The sequence below is a fragment of the Streptomyces sp. 4N124 genome (assembly GCF_052245395.1).
In the GTDB taxonomy this organism is placed as follows: domain Bacteria; phylum Actinomycetota; class Actinomycetes; order Streptomycetales; family Streptomycetaceae; genus Streptomyces.
Window position 1 is genome coordinate 97,269 of sequence record NZ_JBQQBS010000019.1, and the last position, 17,459, is coordinate 114,727.

Consider the following 17,459-nt stretch of genomic DNA (forward strand, 5'->3'; position numbering starts at 1 on the left):
GCCTGAGTCATATTCCGGCCATATGCGAATTACTTCCGGCCCGGGGCGGAAGTACTTCCGCCCCGGGGCTCGACCGGGGCGGCCAGTGGCTCATGCCGACGGCAATACGCCGCACAGCGCCTCCAGCGCCGCCCCGTACGCGTGCTCCGAGGGCGTCGCGTAGCCCACGACGAGTCCGTCGACGGCCGGCATGTCCGTCTCCGGGTGCCGGAACTCGGCGAGTCCGTCCAGCGCGACGCCTTGCCAGGTGGCGGCCTTGACGGCGGACCGCTCGGTGCCGGGCGGCAGTCTGAGCACGGCGTGCAGTCCGGCCGCCACGCCGGTGACCTCGATGTGCGGCGCGTGCTCGGCGAGCGCCGCGACGAGCCGGTCACGGCGGCTCCGGTACCGCTGCCGCATACGCCGCACATGACGGTCGTACGCCCCGGAGACGATGAAGTCGGCCAGGCTCAGCTGATCGAGAACGCTCGCCCATGCCTCCCGCTCGCCCTTGGCCTCGAGTACGGCGCCCACGTACCGCTCCGGAAGCACCATCCAGCCCAGCCGCAGCGCTGGCGACAGGCTCTTGCTGACCGAGCCGATGTGGATCACCCGCTCGGGGTCGAGGCCCTGGACGGCGCCGACGGGCTTGCGGTCGTAGCGGAACTCCCCGTCGTAGTCGTCCTCCAGAACCACCCCGCCCCGCGCGCGTGCCCAGTCGACGGTGGCCGCCCGTCGCTCGGCGTGCAGTGGTCCGCCGGTGGGGAACTGATGCGCGGGCGTCAGCAGGACCGCGCGCTCGCGCGCCAGGAGGTCGACGCGGGCGCCGTCGTCGTCCAGGGGGAGCGGCACGGTCCGGACCCCCGCCGACTGCAGCAGTTCCCGGTGGAAGGCCAGTCCGTACGCCTCCACCGCCACCGGTCCGCGCAGCACGCCGCCCCCGAACAGCAGCCGGAGGGCGTGCGCGAAACCGGAGCAGATGACGATCCGGCCCGGCTCGGTGCGTACGCCACGCGCGCGTGCCAGATATTCGGTGAGCGCCTCCCGCACCTCACGCCGCCCGGCCGGATCACCGGGCCCGAACACCTCGTTCGGCGCCTGCTGGAGGGCCCGCCGGTAGGAGGCCAGCCAGGCCGCGCGCGGGAAGGCCGACGCGTCCGGGGTGCCCTGTCTGAGGTCGTGCCGTGGTCCACGCGCGCGTGGAGGTGCCTTTTTGGGCACCCGCTCGGCGTGTCGCAGGGGCTCGGCCCTCCCCCACTGCCTTAAAGGCGTGGGAGGTACCCCCATGGCGACCCGTGTGCCCGAGCCCTGACGGGCGGTGAGCCAGCCCTCAGCGACCAGTTCCGCGTACGCGTCGGCCACCGTGTTGCGGGCCACGCCGAGATCGGCGGCGAGCGAACGGTACGGCGGCAGCCGGGTGCCCGGAGCGAGCCGCCCACTGCGCACGGCATCGCGCAGCGCCCGGATCAGCGCGGCCCGCCGCCCACCCGGCCCCGACAGCTCCAGATGCAGGTCGGCGCCGATGCGCTCCGCGGAATTGACCCACGATTCCGTCATGGAAATGCACCCTACAGCCGGTCTTTCGGCTTCATAGATTGATGCACATGACGACGAACACGACGACAACCGCCTCCGCTGCGACCATGCCGGCCGTGGGGGCCATGGCCGAAAAGACCCGCATCAACTTCGCCAAGACCGCCCCGAAGGTCTTCCGCGCCCTCATCGGCTTCGACGCCGCCGCCCGCGAGGGCCTCGACCCGGCCCTCGTCGAACTCATCCAGATCCGTGCCTCGCACCTCAACCACTGCGCCTACTGCCTCCACATGCACACCAACGACGCCCGCAGGGCCGGCGAGAGCGAGGACCGGCTCCACATGGTCCCGGTCTGGCGCGAGGCCCGGCACTTCTTCACCCCACAGGAACAAGCCGCCCTCGCCCTCACAGAAGCGGTCACCCTGATCGCCGACGGAGGCGTCCCGGACGACGTCTACGCGGAGGCAGCGGCTCACTTCGACGAGGAGGAACTCGCCCACGTACTCGCCCTGATCTTCACGATCAACACGTGGAACCGCGTGGCCCTGTCGACGGGGAAGGTGGCGGGCACGGACGAACGCTGAACCGCACCCAAGGCCCTTGTGCCCAGCCCCTACACCACCATCGGCCGGTCATACGGCCCGATCGGCGCCGGCAGTCGCGAACTCCCCGTCAGATGACGGTCGACGGCAGCCGCCACCGCCCGCCCCTCCGCGATCGCCCACACGATCAGCGACTGCCCCCGCGCGGCGTCCCCGGCGACGAACACGCCGGGGACGTTCGTGGCGAAGTCGGCATCCCGCGTGACCGTGCCCCGGGCCTCCATCGTCAGCCCCAACTGGTCGACGAGCCCGTCCCCCCGATCGGGCCCGGAGAACCCGAGGGCCAGCAGCACAAGATCGGCGGGCAGCATCCGCCCGGTGCCCGGCAACGGCCGCCGCTGCGCGTCCACCTCGACCAGGTGCAGTGACCGCACATGCCCACTGTCGTCGCCGGTGAAGCGGAGCGTGGACGCCGCGAACAGCCGTGCGTCCGCATCCGCCGCCGGCGCCGTCCGCAGCTCACCGGCCTCCTCGTGCGCGGCCGACAGCCGGTAGATCTTCGGATACGTGGGCCAGGGCTCGACATCCTCGTCCCGTTCCACGCCCGGCTGGGTGTAGATGTCCAACTGCGTGACGGACGCGGCGCCTTCCCGCACTGCCGTGCCCAGACAGTCCGCCCCGGTGTCACCGCCACCGACGATGACGACATGCTTCCCGGCCGCCGACATCGGCGAGGACTCCAGATCCCCCTCGCACACCCGGTTGGCCAGCGGCAGATACTCCATCGCCTGCTGTATTCCGGCCAACTCCCGCCCGGGTACGGGAAGTTCACGCCACGCGGTCGCTCCCGTCGCGATCACGACGGCGTCGTACCGCGCCCGCAGCTCCGCGGCGCCGACATCCCGCCCCACCGCCGTCGATGTACGGAACTTCGTGCCCTCGGCCCGCATCTGCTCCAGCCGCCGCTCCAGATGCCGTTTCTCCATCTTGAACTCGGGGATGCCGTACCGCATCAGCCCGCCCAGCCGGTCGTCCTTCTCGTACACGACGACCGTATGGCCCGCCCGGGTCAACTGCTGTGCGGCGGCGAGCCCGGTGGGCCCCGACCCGATCACCGCGACCGTCCGCCCGGAGAGCCGGTCCGGCGGCTGCGGCGGCGCGAAACCCTCCTCCCAGGCCCGGTCGGCGATGGCACACTCGACGTTCTTGATCGTGACCGCGGGCTGGTTGATGGCCAGCACACAGCCCGCCTCGCAGGGCGCCGGGCACAACCGGCCGGTGAACTCGGGGAAGTTGTTGGTGGCGTGCAGCCGGTCGGCGGCCGCCCGCCAGTCCTCCCGGGAGACGAGGTCGTTCCACTCCGGGATCAGATTGCCGAGCGGACACGCCTCGTGGCAGAACGGGATCCCGCAGTCCATACAGCGGTCGGCCTGCTTGCTGATGATGGGCAGCAACGCCCCGGGGACATACACCTCGTCCCAGTCCCGGACCCGCTCCTCGACGGGCCTGCGGGGCCAGTCCTCGCGAGGCGTGGTCAGGAAACCCTTGGGATCGGCCATGGCCGTCTTCCTCAGATACGCGTGTGACAGGCCGTGCGTCATCGGGCGGCACTCTTTCGGCCACGATACGTCCCTCCGGCCACGCCCGCAGAGTGCCGGACAGCGCTTTCTCGCCGGGTTTCCCGCGATGAGGCACGGGCTCCCTCAAGCGATGGCCAGCACATACGCCACCGCCGCGCCGGCCGAGGCGACCATGCGGACGTGATTCCAGGCCGTCCACTCGCGCACATACGTCGGCCAGTACGCGGCCGCCTCCGGAGTACCGGCGTCCAGCTTCATCAACGCCTCGTTGCGCGGCACGTTCGCGATCATCGTCAGCCCGAACGATCCGAACAGATACAGCGCACTGCCGATCAGCAACTCCACGGTGCCCTCGTCCGGCCACAGCACGAACGTCACCACCGTGATCACCGCGCACAGCACAGCGGAGCCGATGAACACCAGCATGAACGCAGGGCGCAGCGCGGTCACGTTGATCGCCTTCATCGCGGCGACTCCCTGCGCGGGCGGCAGCGCGGCCAGCCCCTGCATCACGAAGGTCGAGAACGCGCAGAAGACCCCGGCCACCAGCCCGGTGCCCACCACGCCCAGCACCGTCAGCACGAAGTACGGCCCGTCGATCGTCATCTCAACACCCACTCCCACGTCGGCCGAGACCTGCCCGGCACCTTCCGTCACCACAAGTGAAATCCCGTACGAGATCAGTGACCATGGCTCATCCGCGCGACGACATACGCGAGAGTCCAGAACCGGACACTCACTCGGAGCAGTCGGCCGACCTCAGACCACCCCCACCGCTCGCCAAGCCCCCAGCCGCGCCTCCACGTCCGCCGCGATCCGCCGCCGCGCCTCATGGCGCGGAACCCCGCTCATCAGCAGTTGGTCGTACGGCGTGTCCACATGCCGCACGGACGCCACGACCGCCGACGTCACCGCCCCCTCGGACAGCGCCCGCCCCGCCGCACTCCGCCCCACGCGCCCACTGCCCCGCACGGACGCATGCGCCGCGATCTCCCACGCCCGCTCCTGTGGGCAGCCTGGAAACAGCCGCCGTATCTCGCCCGCGAACACCTCCGTGAACCGCAGATCCTCCGCCGCCCGCCGCGCGGCGTCCCGCACCCGGCGCCGCCGCCGTGCCTCCGCGTCCACCAGACACCGCTGCTCCGCCCGCGCGAGCGCCGCCTCCTCGACCAGAACGCCCTGCCGCTCATACCGACTCTGGCGCCGGTTGAACCGCACGACGACCGCCGACAGCCCACTCTCCTCCCGAGACCTGCGCGTCAACGCCGTGTCGCCCCGCGGCAGAAAGACCAGATGCCCGAGGTCGGCACAGTCGAGACACCGCGGCGCGCCCTCCTCCATGACGAGCAGTTGCAGCGGCCCGCGGTGACATGCGGAGCAGCTCCGTCTCTTGATCGGCTGGAAGACCAGAAGTCCGGCGCGGTGCACGGAAGTTGCCAGGGGTGCCATAGGCGCTTCCTTCCCGCCGGTGACCCACGATCCACACCGGATTCCCGCCCCCCGTCACCGCTGACCGGGAACGGGCGCATCATGGCCGTGTGCGACTCGAAGCGATCACCTGGGAGCGGCTCGGCGATCTCCTGGCCGAGCGGCTGCTCGATCTGAAGACGGCCGACGGCGGCCCGTGGCCCCGCGTCGCCTTCGACGGCGCCCCGGCCGCCCGCCCGGGAGACCTCGCCGAACGCGTCTGCGAAGCACTGCGCCTACGCGGCCGCCCCTCACTCGTCGTGGGCATGGAGGGCTTTCTGCGCCCCGCCTCGGTACGTCTGGAATATGGCCACCGGGACGTCGAGGCCTACTACAACGGCTGGTTCGACACCGGCGCAGTATGGCGCGAGGTCTTCGGCCCCCTCGAACCCTCCGGCGACGGCCGCGTCCTGCCGGATCTTTGGGACCCGGCCACCGACCGAGCGACCCGCAGCCCCTACGTCCAACTCCCGCCCGGTGGCGTCCTGTTGCTCCACGGTCCCCTCCTGCTGCGCCACTGGTTCCCCTTCGACCTGTCCGTCCACGTCCGCCTTACGTCCGGCGCTCTCCGCCGCCGTACTCCCGAGGCCGAGCAGTGGACCCTCCCCGCCTTCGAGCGCTACGAGGACGAGACGGACCCCGCCGGCACGGCCGACGTCCTGGTGCGCGCCGACGACCCCCGGCATCCGGCCTGGCGCGGCTGACTGGGCGCACCTCCTCTTGTATGCGTGTATGCGCGAAGCCCTCGGTCCGACGCTCGCCCCCCCCGGCGCTCGAACGTCATCCCGACGTTCCGGGTGCATCCGCCCGGCTACACGGCGAGAATGAGGGGCGCCGGGACTAGCGGTGCGTTCCGCGCCGCGCCGGCCGTCCGGCATCGGGAGGTACGCCCATGACCACCGCCGGAGACATCATGCACCGCGGCGCCCAGTGGATCCCCGCCCACGAGACCCTCGACCGCGCCGCCCAGCTGATGCGCGAGCTCAACGTCGGAGCCCTGCCCATCGGCGACTCGAACGACCGGCTCTGCGGCATCCTCACCGACCGCGACATCGTCGTCGGCTGCGTGGCCATGGGCCGCGACCCGGCCAAGGTCACCGCCGGCGAAATGGCCCAGGGCACCCCTCGCTGGATCCCGGCGAACGCCGATGTCAGCGACGTACTCCACGAGATGCAGGAGCACCAGATCCGCCGGCTCCCCGTCATCGACAACAAGCGCCTGGTCGGCATGATCAGCGAGGCCGATCTGGCCCAGCACCTGACGGAGGACCAGATCGCCACCTGGGCCGAGTCCGTCTATGCGAGGACCCCCACGCGCTGACCCGCTCGATCACCTCGATCGGCCGGCTCACGCCGCCCCCGCCCGGACGACGGCGCCGGACGGGGGCGGACCTCGTCGGGCAGGACGCCGCTCAGAGCCAGCCGCTGCGCCGGAAGCCGCGGTACAGCGTCAGACAGGCGACGGATATCACGGCCATGACCAACGGATAGCCGAACTGCCAGTGCAGTTCCGGCATGTGCTCGAAGTTCATGCCATACACCCCGCAGACCATGGTCGGTACGGCGATGATCGCGGCCCACGCCGTGATCTTCCGCATGTCCTCGTTCTGCGCGACGGTGACCTGGGCCAGATGCGCCTGCAGGATCGAGTTGAGCAGCTCGTCGAAGGCGGCTATCTGCTCCTTGGCGCGCAGCAAGTGGTCGGAGACGTCGCGGAAGTAGGCCTGTATCTCCGGATCGACCACCCGTATCGGCCGGGTGGCGAGATCCTCGAGCGGGCGGCCGAGCGGAACCACGGCCCGCTTCAGTTCGAGGAGTTCGCGCTTGAGCTGGTAGATACGCCCCGGGTCGACCCGCGCGCCGTTCTCCGCGAACACCGCCGTCTCGACCTCGTCGATGTCGCCCTGCACCGAGTCGGTGACGCTCAGATAGTCGTCGACCACATGGTCCGCGATCGCGTGCAGCACCGCCGCGGGACCCTGCGCGAGTTGCTGGGGGTCGGACTCCAGCTCCTCACGGAGCGGGCCCAGCGAGCCGTGTCGTCCGTGCCGCACGGTGATCACGAAGTCCCGGCCGACGAACACCATGATCTCGCCGGTGTTCACCACCTCGCTTGTCGCCGTGAGTTCCTCGTGCTCGACATAGCAGACCGTCTTGAACACCGCGAACAGCGTCTCGTCGTAGCGCTCCAGTTTTGGGCGCTGGTGGGCCTCGATCGCGTCCTCGACCGCCAGCGGGTGCAGGTCGAAGAGTTCGGCGATACCCGCGAACTCCTGGTCCGTCGGCTCGTGGAGGCCGAGCCAGACGAAACCGTCGCCGTGCTTGCGCACCCGCTGCACCGCATCGACCAGATCGCCGCCGGCGAGATCCCGGGCGCCGTCCCGGTAGGTCACGCAGTTCACCACCGAGGAACCCAGCGGGGACCGGGCGGGATGGCTCAGGTCGACGCGCGGGCGCCGCCGGGCCAGCCGCGCCACTCTGCGCAGGCCACCGACCCTGCCGAGGCCCGTCACCTTCCGCAGATTCCCTGCCATCGCCATCTGGATCTCCTTGCGTGGATCTCCGCGCCGCATTTCTGCGCCCTGGCGTGCCAGTTTGCCAGCTCCGCCGGACTGTTGGGCGGGCCTGTGGGTACAGCCAATTCCGCTTTGTTCCCGGCTGTGCACAACGTTGGGCGGCCCCGCGACGTGGTGGCGAAGACGGGCAGGGTCGTCTCCGATCGGATCGTCCTACCGGAGCGTCGGCGATCCGGGCAAGTGGAGCGAATGGGATGATCACGGCATGACGCGAAGCGATGGATACCTTCTCGACAACCGGCAGACCGAGGCGGCCGAGCGCTTCGACGCCTTCGCCACCCTCTTCGACCCCACGACGTTCCGGCACCTCGAAGGGTTCGGCATCGGACCCGGCTGGCGCTGCTGGGAGGTCGGCGCCGGTGGCACCTCCGTGGTGTCCTGGCTGGCCAAGAAGGTCGGTCCGACCGGAAAGGTCGTCGCGACCGACATCGACATCTCGCACCTCGCCCCGGCCGCCCGGCCCCCGGTCGAGGTCCACGTCCATGACGTGGGTGCCCACGAGCCGCCGGGGGAGGGGTTCGACCTGGTGCACGCCCGGCTCGTCCTCGTCCATGTGCCGGACCGGGAACGGGCGTTGCGCTCCATGGTCAAGGCCCTGCGTCCCGGCGGACGGCTCCTGATCGAGGACGCCGACCCTGCCCTGCAACCCTTGACCTGCCCCGACGAGTACGGCCCCGACCAGGAGCTGGCGAACCGGCTACGGACCGGCTTCCGCCAACTTCTCGCCGATCGCGGCGCCGACCTCGCGTACGGCCGCACGCTCCCGCGCCTGCTGCGTGAGGCCGGACTGCGCGGTGTGGAGGCCGACGCGTACTTCCCGGTCGCCTCACCCGCCTGCGCCGCCCTGGAATCCGCGACGATCCGTCAGATTCGCGACCAGCTCGTCACGGCGGGCCTCGCCACGGACGCCGACATCGACCGGCACCTGACGAACGTCGTCTCCGGCACCATGGATCTGGCCACCGCCCCGTTGATCTCGGCGTGGGGACGCAGGGCGTAGGGCTGACAGCGGGATGTCGGCCGACGGGAGGCACCGCGTGCGAGGCAGCCCGTCGTCAGTCATGCACCGGTTTTCTGGCCCTCGCCCCGTCGGCATCGCGGGCCGGCGGTCTGCCACCCACCCGTTCCACCGCCAGCGCACCCGCCCGGCATCCTTCCGCCGCCGCGTCCTCGGGCCCGGCGCCCGCCAGCAGCGTCGCGAGGAAGGCGCCCGTGAAGGCGTCGCCCGCTCCCGTCGTGTCCGTCGGTGTCGCCGATGTCGCGGGGACATGGGCGGACACGGTGCCGGACCGGGCCACGAGCGCGCCCTGATCGCCCTGCTTGGCAATCACCAGCGGGACATGGCGACTCAGCTTGGCCGCCGCGTCCGCCGCATCGGGCAGCCCGGTCAGCAGACACGCCTCGTCACGGCTGGGCAGCAGGACGTCCACACCCTCCACCAGCGCCAGGAAGCGGTCGACGCCCAGCTCCGCTAGAAAACCGGCGGACGCCGGATCCATGCTCACCGGCACGCCACGCGCGCGTGCCGACTCCAGGGCCACGGCCACCAGCGCCCGGCTCGGTTCGGAGAACAGCAGGTAGCCCGACAGATGCAGCCATGCGACCCCGTCCAGCAGCGCCGCCGACCAGTCGCCGGGTTCGAACCGCAACGACGCTCCACTGTCGGTGAGGAACGTCCGCTGGGCCGCGGCATCCGTGTCGACCAGGCAGATCACCGTTCCGGTCGGGGCCTGTGGGTCCACCACGAGGTGGGGCCGTACTCCGCAGTCGACCAGCTCCTGGTCGTGCCACGCGCTCGCGTCCGCGCCCACCCGGCCGAGCAGCCGCACCTCGGGACAGCCCCAATGAGCCGCCCAGCAGGCCACGTTGGCGCCCGCGCCGCCCGGCACCGTGCGGATCGTCGCGGCAGTGTCCGTACCCGAGGCGAGCGGCCCCCGGTGCCGGGCGACGACGTCCGTGACGACGTCCCCGACGACCAGCAGCGCGCCCTGCGGTCCCGCGGTCACGCCCCGGCCCAGGCCGCCGCGATCCGCGCCGCCAGCCGTACGTTGCCGCGTACCGCCGCCAGATTGGCGTTCAGTGAGGCACCCTCGGTGTGCCGTACCAGGTAGTCGAGCAGGAACGGCGTGACCGCCTGTCCGCTGACGCCTTCTTCCTCGCACGCGCGCAGCGCGTCGGCCAGCACGCGCGCGTGCTGCTCTGGATCCAACTGCTCGTCCTCGGGCACCGGATTGGCGACGATCAGCGCCGACTCGGGCCCGTCGAGCGCGTCCTGCGCCCGCATGACGTCCGCCGCCTGCTCCGGCGTCCGCAGCGTCCAGTCCACCGGATGCCCCGAGTCGGACAGATAGAAGCCGGGAAAGCGGTCCGTGCCGTACCCCGCCACGGCGACACCCAGCGTCTCCAGCCGCTGCAGCGTGGCCGGCACGTCCAGGATCGACTTCACGCCCGCGCACACCACGGTGATCCGGGTGCGGGCCAGCAGCCCCAGGTCGGCCGACTCGTCCTGCGTCACCGTCCACTCCCGGTGCACCCCGCCCAGACCGCCCGTCGCGAACACCCGGACGCCGGCCGAAGCCGCCAGCAGCGCCGTCGCCGACACCGTGGTCGCCCCGCTCGCACCCGACGCCACGGCGAGCGGCAGGTCACGATGGCCCAGCTTGCGGATCCCGTCCTCGTTGGCGATCCGCTCCAGCTGCTCCTTGTCCAGGCCGACATAAGGCCGCCCGTCCAGCACGGCGATCGTCGCCGGTACGGCACCCTGCTGCCGTACGACGGCCTCCAGCTCCAGCGCCACCTGCAGATTGCGCGGGCGCGGCAGCCCGTGCGCGATGATCGTGGACTCCAGGGCCACCACCGGTCGACGCGCGTCGACCGCCTCCCGTACTTCCTCGGACACCATCAGCACCACGCGCCTGCCTCCTGTCGTTCGGTCTTCCCTCATCTCTGGCGGGCGGCACGCCACGTCAAACCCTTGCGGCCTGTGGGGGAGAGCACCAGCCTGGGGTGCATGACGGACCACACCACACGTCTCGACCACGTCGTCCTCTGGGTGAACGACCCGATCGGTTCGGCCGAGTTCTACGAGAAGACCCTCGGCATGGAGCCCCTGAGGCTCACCGATTTCGCCGCGGGCCAGGTCCCCTTCCCCTCCGTACGCCTCAATGAGGAGACCATTCTCGACCTGATGCCGCAGACCATGGCGGAACGCATGAAGATGCTCCCCGGCGCCGCGGACAGCGCCGGACACCCGGTCAACCACGTCTGCGTCGCCCTGGCCGCGGACGACTTCGACGCCCTCCGTGGACGCCTGGAGGAGGGCTCCGTTCCGGTGTCGGACATCTCGTACGACTCCTTCGGCGCCCGCGGCCTGGCGAAGCGCAGCTTCTACTTCCGTGACCCGGACGGGAACGTCTTCGAGGCCCGCCACTACGACTAGGGGCCACTGTTTGCAGCAAGGCCAAGACGCAGCAAGGCCATGACAGGGGGTGCTCACGCGCGTGTGAGCACCCCCTGCTCGTTCTGCCGGACGCTCAGACCGGCTGTACCCCCTGCAGCGCCCCGTGCGGATCGAGCACGTACTTGCGGCTCGCGCCTTGGTCGAACTCGGCGTAGCCGCGTGGTGCGTCCTCCAGACCGATGACGGTCGCGTTGACCGCCTTGGCGATGTGCACACGCTCGTGCAGGATCGCCATCATCAGGCCCCGGTGGTACTGCATCACCGGGCACTGCCCGGTCGTGAACCGGTGGCTCTTGGCCCAGCCGAGGCCGAGCCGCACCTTCAGCGTCCCTGACTTCGCGTCCTCGTCGACCCCGCCCGGGTCGTCCGTGACATACAACCCCGGAATGCCCAGGGCACCGCCCGCGCGCGTGATGCCCATCAGCGAGTTGAGGACTGTCGCGGGCGCCTCCGGAGCATCCGGGCCATGGGCCCGGGCTTCAAAGCCGACCGCGTCGACCGCGACGTCCACCTCGGGTTCCCCGAGGATCTGCGCGATCTGTTCGCCCACACTGCCGCGCGACACGTCGACGGTCTCGCAGCCGAAGCTCCGCGCCTGGGCGAGGCGTTCGGCGTTGAGGTCGCCGACGACGACCACGGCGGCCCCCAGCAGCTGCGCGGACGCGGCAGCCGCCAGACCGACCGGGCCCGCCCCGGCGACGTACACCGTCGAACCGACCCCGGCGCCCGCGCTCACGGCGCCGTGGAAGCCGGTCGGGAAGATGTCCGACAGCATGGTCAGGTCGAGCAGCTTCGCGCGTGCCTGGTCCCGGTCCGGGAACTTCAGCAGGTTGAAGTCGGCGTAGGGGACCATGGCGTACTCGGCCTGGCCGCCGACCCAGCCGCCCATGTCGACATAGCCGTAAGCCGCCCCCGGGCGGGCCGGGTTGACGTTCAGACAGATGCCGGTGTTGCGTTCCTTGCAGTTGCGGCATCGCCCGCAGGCGATGTTGAACGGTACGGAGACGATGTCGCCGACGTCGATGTTCTCGACGTCCGGGCCCCGTTCGACGACCTCGCCGGTGATCTCGTGTCCGAGGACCAGCCCTTCGGGCGCGGTCGTCCGCCCGCGCACCATGTGCTGGTCGCTTCCGCAGATGTTGCTGGCGAGCACCTTGAGGATCACTCCGTGCCGGCACTTGCGGCCGACGTTCTCGGGTGCGACCCCCGGCCCGTCCTGGAGTTCAAGCGTCGGGTAGTCGATGGTCGTCACTTCCACCGCGCCCGGCTTGAGATATGCGACTGCCCTGTTTCCGCTCATGCGTGATCGCCGTCCCTTCGGCTCCGAGCCCTCGGATGCCAGTGGCTGTGCGCATGGCGGAGTCTGCTACCGGCTCCGCCTCCCGGCCAGTCTCCGCGCAGGACCGGAGCAAAGGGCTTACCGTCGGCTCGCCTTTGGAGACGCCTGTCCGCCGGAACCCTCAGAACAGCGGCTCGGGCAGCACCCCCTCCAGCGCCAGCAGCTGCCGCTTGGTCTCCAGGCCGCCCCCGAACCCCCCGATGCCGCCGTCGCTCTCCACGACCCGGTGGCAGGGCACGACGACCGGCAGGGGATTGGCGCCCATGGCCAGTCCGACCGCCTGGGCGGCGCCGGGCTGACCGACCCGCCCGGCGAGATCGCCGTAGCCGACGACCGCGCCGTACGGTACGCCGGAGGCCAGCTCGCGCAGCACCTCCCGGTTGAACCCCGAGATCAGCGACCAGTCCAGCGGCAGCTCGAAGGCCCGCCGCTCACCCGCGAAATACGCCTTGAACTGCCGTATCGCCTCGGCCAGCAGCGGGGAGTCCGGTGCCTCGACGGGCTCGCTGCCCAGCCGGGACCCGAGCCGGTCGAGGGCCTTGTCGCGCACCGCCTCCGTGGCGTGGAACACGACATTGACCAGGCCGTCGCGGGTCGCGGCCAGCAGCAGCGGACCGATGTCTGTGCCGACGACGGTCCACACGACCTGCTGCTCGTACTGCCCATGGCTGTCCATGCGCTCCACCGTACGGCCCGCCACTGACAACGCCCTGGCCGCACCGAACTCAGGGCCCCTCGACCGCGTCCCGCACCAAGTCCGGCCTGTTGGTGATGATGCCGTCGACGCCGTACCCGGCGACCCGGCGGGCGGTCCGCGCGTCGTCGACGGTCCAGGTGAAGACCTCCAGCGGCTTGCCGCGCGGACCGGTGAACCCGTGGACGGCGGAGACGTAGCCCGTCGAAACGGTGAGGTAGGACGGGTTGATCTGGTCGGTGAAGCGTGCGTACTCCTGAAGGGCCGCCACGGACGGTGTGCCGAGAAAGCCAGTCTTGACGTCGGGCTTGATCTCGTGGACGGTCCGGATGCTGTCCGCGCTGAAGCTCTGGACGATCAGCCGACCGGCGACGTGCTGCTGATCCAGCCAGCCCTCGTTGCCGAGGACCTTGAGGGTCTCCCGCTCGATGCCGGCATACAGCCCGGGATTCTTGATCTCCAGGAGCAGCTTCTGGTGGTGGTGCTCCACGCGCCGTACGTACTGCCGCAGCGTCGGCACGCGCGCGCCCGCGTAGGCGGAGCCGAACCAGCTGCCCGCGTCGAGACGGGCGATCTCCGCCGCGGTGAAGTCCTTCACCTTCCAGGGAGCCCGGCCGGGGAAGACGTCCTCGACGTCGGTCGTGCGCGCCAGGCTGTCGTCGTGCAGGACGACCAGCTCGCCGTCCTTGGTGCGCTGGACGTCGTTCTCGACCCAGTCGATGCCCAGCTCGGCCGCCTTGTCGATGGCGGCCAGAGTGTTCTCGGGCGCGTACGCGGAGGCCCCGCGGTGCGCGATGACCGTAGGGGGCTCGGCGGTGGGGTCGGCCTGCGCACCGGAGGTGGGGAGCAGGAGGGCGGCGGTGCCCAGGACCACCGCGGTGCTCGCGGTGGCGACTGCGCGCGCGTGCATGCGTACTCCTCGCGTCGAGGCGATCACGGACAGATCGACTGTGACAGCGGAGGGTCAACGGCGGAGGGGTACAGAATGGCCACAGGTTGAATGAAGTTGCCCGACTCCGCTCACTGGTGCCGCACAAGTGCGGCAAGGGCGTGTTTCTTTGCCGGATAATCGTTCGACCGTTCCGGGTGGAGACATACTCTCTGCCACAACCTTGACCGCTCGTCGGTGGTCCTGGGATGGGGGGCTTGTTTCATGTAGGTCCGGGACGTAAGAGGGTGGAAGGGCAGCCGCGCATGCAGGGCACGGTCGACGGATTCAGCTACGGACTCGTCACACCGCTGGTGGCCTACCTGATGGCCTGCCTCGGCGGTGCGCTCGGTCTGCGCTGCACCACGCGGTCCATGCTGGTCTCCCAGTCCTGGAGACCGGGATGGCTGGCCCTGGGCGCGGCCGCGATCGGCTCCGGCATATGGACCATGCACTTCGTCGCGATGATGGGCTTCACCGTCGTGGGCGCCCCGATCCGCTACGACATGCTGACGACCTTCGCCAGCCTGGGCGTCGCCATCGTCATGGTGGGCATCGGGATCTTCATAGTCGGCTACAAGGGCGCGCGGGGAACGGCTCTGTTCACCGGAGGCACCATCACCGGCCTGGGCATCGCCTCCATGCACTATCTGGGCATGGCCGGAATGCGCCTCAACGGAAACCTGGAGTACAACACCTTCACCGTGGCCGCGTCCGTCGTCATAGCCATGGTCGCGGCCACCGCCGCCCTGTGGGCGGCCGGACAGGTCAGAGGGTTCATGTGGAGCGTGGGGGCGAGCCTGGTCATGGGACTCGCCGTCAGCGGTATGCACTACACGGGCATGGCCGCGCTCAAGGTCCACGTCCACACCGCGAGCGCTCCCACCTCGGGGGACTCCCCGGCCGGCATCCTCGCGCCCATCATGGTCGGCCCGCTGGCCTTCCTCCTCCTCGCGGGCGTCGTGGTGATGTTCGACCCGCTCATGATCATGGGGAAGCCCGCCGGGGTCCCCGTCGAGAACAAGCCCGGCATCCCGGCGCACTCCACCCTCCCGCACACCACTCGGCGCCCGATGATCCGCACCCGCCGCAGAGTGGGCGGCCGGAGTTCTCGCACCCCGCAGAACAGGTGATCAGGCCGCGTTGTCAGTGGGGGGTCGTACGGTGGATTCCATGCGGCCCGTTTCCAGCATCGAACGCACGGTGGCGCCCTTCGAGGTCGTCAGCCCCTACCAGCCCAGCGGCGACCAGCCGCAGGCCATCGCCGAGCTAGCCCGGCGTATCGAGGCCGGTGAGAAGGACGTGGTCCTCCTCGGCGCGACCGGCACCGGCAAGTCCGCCACCACCGCGTGGATGATCGAGAAGCTTCAGCGGCCCACCCTGGTGATGGCCCCGAACAAGACACTGGCCGCCCAGCTGGCCAACGAGTTCCGGGAGCTGCTGCCGAACAACGCCGTCGAGTACTTCGTCTCGTACTACGACTACTACCAGCCCGAGGCCTACGTCCCGCAGTCGGACACCTACATCGAGAAGGACTCCTCCATCAACGAGGAGGTCGAGCGACTGCGCCACTCCGCGACCAACTCGCTGCTCACCCGCCGTGACGTCGTCGTGGTCGCCTCCGTCTCCTGCATCTACGGCCTCGGTACTCCACAGGAGTACGTGGACCGCATGGTCCCCCTCAAGGTCGGCGACGAACTCGACCGAGACCAGCTCCTGCGCCGCTTCGTGGACATCCAGTACACGCGCAACGACATGGCCTTCACCCGCGGTACCTTCCGCGTCCGCGGCGACACCATCGAGATCTTCCCGGTCTACGAGGAGCTGGCCGTCCGCATCGAGATGTTCGGCGACGAGATCGAGGCCCTGTCCACGCTCCACCCGGTCACCGGCGAGATCATCAGCGACGACGACCAGCTGTACGTCTTCCCGGCCACCCACTACGTCGCAGGGCCCGAGCGCCTGGAGCGGGCCGTCAACGACATCGAGAAGGAACTCGGGGAGCGCCTGGCGGAACTGGAGAAGCAGGGCAAGCTCCTGGAGGCCCAGCGGCTGAGGATGCGCACGACGTACGACCTGGAGATGCTCCGCCAGATCGGCTCCTGCTCCGGGGTGGAGAACTACTCGATGCACTTCGACGGCCGCGAGCCCGGCTCCCCGCCGAACACCCTCCTCGACTACTTCCCGGACGACTTCCTGCTCGTCATCGACGAGTCGCATGTCACCGTCCCGCAGATCGGCGCCATGTACGAGGGCGACGCCTCCCGCAAGCGCACCCTCGTCGACCACGGCTTCCGGCTGCCCTCGGCCCTCGACAACCGCCCCCTGAAGTGGGAGGAGTTCCAGGAGCGCATCGGCCAGGCCGTCTACCTGTCCGCGACGCCGGGCAAGTACGAGCTCTCGCGCGGGGACGGCTTCGTCGAGCAGATCATCCGCCCCACCGGCCTCGTCGACCCCGAGGTCGTCGTCAAACCCACCGAGGGCCAGATCGACGACCTGGTGCACGAGATCCGCAAGCGCACCGAGAAGGACGAGCGCGTCCTGGTCACCACACTCACCAAGAAGATGGCCGAGGACCTCACGGACTACTTCCTCGAACTCGGCATCCAGGTGCGCTACCTGCACAGCGACGTCGACACCCTGCGCCGCGTCGAGCTGCTGCGCGAGCTGCGCTCGGGCGAGTTCGACGTCCTCGTCGGAATCAACCTCCTCCGGGAGGGCCTCGACCTGCCCGAGGTGTCCCTGGTGGCCATCCTCGACGCCGACAAGGAGGGCTTCCTGCGCTCGGGGACGTCCCTGATCCAGACCATCGGCCGCGCGGCGCGCAACGTCTCCGGCCAGGTCCATATGTACGCCGACAAGATCACCCCGGCGATGGAGAAGGCCATCGAGGAGACCAACCGCCGACGGGAGAAGCAGGTCGCGTACAACAAGGAGAGGGGCCTCGACCCCCAGCCGCTCCGCAAGAAGATCAATGACATCGTCGCGCAGATCGCCCGCGAAGACATCGACACGGAACAGCTCCTCGGCTCGGGCTACCGCAAGATGACGGACGGCAAGGGCGCCAAGGCCCCCGTGCCCTCGCTCGGCGCCAAGGCGGCCAAGGGCGGCAAGCCCGCCAAAGGCAAGGCCAAGGAGACCGTGCCGACCGACCGCCCGGCAGCCGAGCTCGCCGGGCAGATCGAGGAGATGACCGAGCGCATGCGTGCCGCCGCCGCCGACCTCCAGTTTGAGATCGCGGCACGGCTGCGCGACGAGGTCTCCGAGATGAAGAAGGAACTGCGCCAGATGCAGGAGGCAGGGCTGTCCTGACCTCGCGTCGAACGCGCTGTGTTGCAAGACCGACACAAAGTGCGGACCG

General features: G+C 70.1%; 17 protein-coding genes. 7 read left to right on the plus strand and 10 right to left on the minus strand.

All coding sequences use genetic code 11. The features are described from left to right. Positions 1–90 precede the first annotated feature (90 nt). Positions 91–1,536 (minus strand): MocR-like pyridoxine biosynthesis transcription factor PdxR, encoded by a 1,446-nt coding sequence (gene pdxR, locus ACTWQO_RS20945; protein ID WP_443238840.1) that lies wholly within the window; start codon positions 1,534–1,536, stop codon positions 91–93. 47 nt (positions 1,537–1,583) lie between these two features. Between pdxR and ACTWQO_RS20950 the strand changes: the two genes are divergently transcribed. Then, positions 1,584–2,096, plus strand: coding sequence for a carboxymuconolactone decarboxylase family protein (locus ACTWQO_RS20950; RefSeq protein WP_443238841.1), 513 nt, complete (start codon positions 1,584–1,586; stop codon positions 2,094–2,096). A gap of 29 nt (positions 2,097–2,125) precedes the next feature. Here the strand turns inward: ACTWQO_RS20950 and ACTWQO_RS20955 are convergent, their stop codons facing one another. The 3 genes from ACTWQO_RS20955 to ACTWQO_RS20965 form a co-directional block, all read right to left on the minus strand. Then, complete coding sequence (locus ACTWQO_RS20955) at positions 2,126–3,613, minus strand: glutamate synthase subunit beta (RefSeq protein WP_443238842.1); 1,488 nt, start codon at positions 3,611–3,613, stop codon at positions 2,126–2,128. A gap of 144 nt (positions 3,614–3,757) precedes the next feature. After that, a complete protein-coding gene (locus ACTWQO_RS20960; RefSeq protein WP_443238843.1) occupies positions 3,758–4,240 on the minus strand; it encodes an anthrone oxygenase family protein in 483 nt (160 codons plus the stop codon). Between the two features lie 153 nt (positions 4,241–4,393). Beyond that, the gene (locus ACTWQO_RS20965; protein ID WP_443238844.1) at positions 4,394–5,083 is read right to left on the minus strand and encodes a DUF2293 domain-containing protein; all 690 of its coding nucleotides are present in this window, start codon (positions 5,081–5,083) and stop codon (positions 4,394–4,396) included. A gap of 89 nt (positions 5,084–5,172) precedes the next feature. Here ACTWQO_RS20965 and ACTWQO_RS20970 point away from each other — a divergent pair, with 89 nt between their 5' ends. Further along, positions 5,173–5,805 (plus strand): uridine kinase, encoded by a 633-nt coding sequence (locus ACTWQO_RS20970; protein WP_443238845.1) that lies wholly within the window; start codon positions 5,173–5,175, stop codon positions 5,803–5,805. Positions 5,806–5,993: 188 nt separating this feature from the next. Further along, a complete protein-coding gene (locus tag ACTWQO_RS20975; protein WP_443238846.1) occupies positions 5,994–6,422 on the plus strand; it encodes a CBS domain-containing protein in 429 nt (142 codons plus the stop codon). 91 nt (positions 6,423–6,513) lie between these two features. Here the strand turns inward: ACTWQO_RS20975 and ACTWQO_RS20980 are convergent, their stop codons facing one another. Next, entirely contained in the window at positions 6,514–7,641 is a 1,128-nt protein-coding gene (locus ACTWQO_RS20980; RefSeq protein ID WP_443238847.1) for a magnesium and cobalt transport protein CorA, read from the minus strand. Between the two features lie 241 nt (positions 7,642–7,882). On the opposite strand from ACTWQO_RS20980, the gene ACTWQO_RS20985 reads away from it, so the two are divergent. Beyond that, positions 7,883–8,677: a methyltransferase domain-containing protein gene (locus ACTWQO_RS20985; RefSeq protein WP_443238848.1), complete on the plus strand. Its 795-nt coding sequence runs from the start codon at positions 7,883–7,885 to the stop codon at positions 8,675–8,677. A gap of 55 nt (positions 8,678–8,732) precedes the next feature. Here the strand turns inward: ACTWQO_RS20985 and ACTWQO_RS20990 are convergent, their stop codons facing one another. Both ACTWQO_RS20990 and ACTWQO_RS20995 read right to left on the minus strand, forming a co-directional pair. After that, positions 8,733–9,683 (minus strand): carbohydrate kinase family protein, encoded by a 951-nt coding sequence (locus ACTWQO_RS20990; RefSeq protein WP_443238849.1) that lies wholly within the window; start codon positions 9,681–9,683, stop codon positions 8,733–8,735. Continuing rightward, a complete protein-coding gene (locus ACTWQO_RS20995) occupies positions 9,680–10,585 on the minus strand; it encodes a pseudouridine-5'-phosphate glycosidase (protein WP_443238889.1) in 906 nt (301 codons plus the stop codon). Before ACTWQO_RS20995 ends, ACTWQO_RS20990 begins: the two co-directional genes overlap by 4 nt. A 102-nt stretch (positions 10,586–10,687) precedes the next feature. Here ACTWQO_RS20995 and ACTWQO_RS21000 point away from each other — a divergent pair, with 102 nt between their 5' ends. Next, positions 10,688–11,116 carry a VOC family protein gene (locus tag ACTWQO_RS21000; protein ID WP_443238850.1) on the plus strand — a complete coding sequence of 143 codons (429 nt, stop codon included), beginning with the start codon at positions 10,688–10,690 and terminating at the stop codon, positions 11,114–11,116. A gap of 94 nt (positions 11,117–11,210) precedes the next feature. Here the strand turns inward: ACTWQO_RS21000 and fdhA are convergent, their stop codons facing one another. The 3 genes from fdhA to ACTWQO_RS21015 all read right to left on the minus strand — a co-directional run bounded on the left by fdhA (position 11,211) and on the right by ACTWQO_RS21015 (position 14,080). After that, positions 11,211–12,437 (minus strand): formaldehyde dehydrogenase, glutathione-independent, encoded by a 1,227-nt coding sequence (gene fdhA, locus ACTWQO_RS21005; protein ID WP_443238851.1) that lies wholly within the window; start codon positions 12,435–12,437, stop codon positions 11,211–11,213. 160 nt (positions 12,438–12,597) lie between these two features. Beyond that, positions 12,598–13,152, minus strand: a complete 555-nt coding sequence (locus ACTWQO_RS21010; RefSeq protein WP_443238852.1) for a methylated-DNA--[protein]-cysteine S-methyltransferase — start codon at positions 13,150–13,152, stop codon at positions 12,598–12,600. 49 nt (positions 13,153–13,201) lie between these two features. Then, complete coding sequence (locus ACTWQO_RS21015) at positions 13,202–14,080, minus strand: glycerophosphodiester phosphodiesterase (RefSeq protein WP_443238853.1); 879 nt, start codon at positions 14,078–14,080, stop codon at positions 13,202–13,204. Positions 14,081–14,364: 284 nt separating this feature from the next. On the opposite strand from ACTWQO_RS21015, the gene ACTWQO_RS21020 reads away from it, so the two are divergent. Next, positions 14,365–15,231: an MHYT domain-containing protein gene (locus tag ACTWQO_RS21020; protein ID WP_443238854.1), complete on the plus strand. Its 867-nt coding sequence runs from the start codon at positions 14,365–14,367 to the stop codon at positions 15,229–15,231. 40 nt (positions 15,232–15,271) lie between these two features. Next, on the plus strand, positions 15,272–17,410 hold the full coding sequence (uvrB, locus tag ACTWQO_RS21025; RefSeq protein ID WP_443238855.1) for an excinuclease ABC subunit UvrB: 2,139 nt from the start codon (positions 15,272–15,274) through the stop codon (positions 17,408–17,410). Positions 17,411–17,459: the final 49 nt, after the last annotated feature.

Excerpts from the sequence above, each read along its gene's own strand:
- ACTWQO_RS20965 (WP_443238844.1), bottom strand. The coding sequence starts at position 5,083 with ATGGCACCCCTGGCAACTTCCGTGCACCGCGCCGGACTTCTGGTCTTC.
- ACTWQO_RS21020 (WP_443238854.1), top strand. The coding sequence starts at position 14,365 with ATGCAGGGCACGGTCGACGGATTCAGCTACGGACTCGTCACACCGCTG.
- ACTWQO_RS20980 (WP_443238847.1), bottom strand. The coding sequence starts at position 7,641 with ATGGCGATGGCAGGGAATCTGCGGAAGGTGACGGGCCTCGGCAGGGTC.
- ACTWQO_RS20975 (WP_443238846.1), top strand. The coding sequence starts at position 5,994 with ATGACCACCGCCGGAGACATCATGCACCGCGGCGCCCAGTGGATCCCC.
- ACTWQO_RS20960 (WP_443238843.1), bottom strand. The coding sequence starts at position 4,240 with ATGACGATCGACGGGCCGTACTTCGTGCTGACGGTGCTGGGCGTGGTG.
- pdxR (WP_443238840.1), bottom strand. The coding sequence starts at position 1,536 with ATGACGGAATCGTGGGTCAATTCCGCGGAGCGCATCGGCGCCGACCTG.
- ACTWQO_RS21000 (WP_443238850.1), top strand. The coding sequence starts at position 10,688 with ATGACGGACCACACCACACGTCTCGACCACGTCGTCCTCTGGGTGAAC.
- ACTWQO_RS20955 (WP_443238842.1), bottom strand. The coding sequence starts at position 3,613 with ATGGCCGATCCCAAGGGTTTCCTGACCACGCCTCGCGAGGACTGGCCC.
- fdhA (WP_443238851.1), bottom strand. The coding sequence starts at position 12,437 with ATGAGCGGAAACAGGGCAGTCGCATATCTCAAGCCGGGCGCGGTGGAA.
- ACTWQO_RS20950 (WP_443238841.1), top strand. The coding sequence starts at position 1,584 with ATGACGACGAACACGACGACAACCGCCTCCGCTGCGACCATGCCGGCC.
- ACTWQO_RS21015 (WP_443238853.1), bottom strand. The coding sequence starts at position 14,080 with ATGCACGCGCGCGCAGTCGCCACCGCGAGCACCGCGGTGGTCCTGGGC.
- ACTWQO_RS21010 (WP_443238852.1), bottom strand. The coding sequence starts at position 13,152 with ATGGACAGCCATGGGCAGTACGAGCAGCAGGTCGTGTGGACCGTCGTC.
- ACTWQO_RS20985 (WP_443238848.1), top strand. The coding sequence starts at position 7,883 with ATGACGCGAAGCGATGGATACCTTCTCGACAACCGGCAGACCGAGGCG.
- uvrB (WP_443238855.1), top strand. The coding sequence starts at position 15,272 with ATGCGGCCCGTTTCCAGCATCGAACGCACGGTGGCGCCCTTCGAGGTC.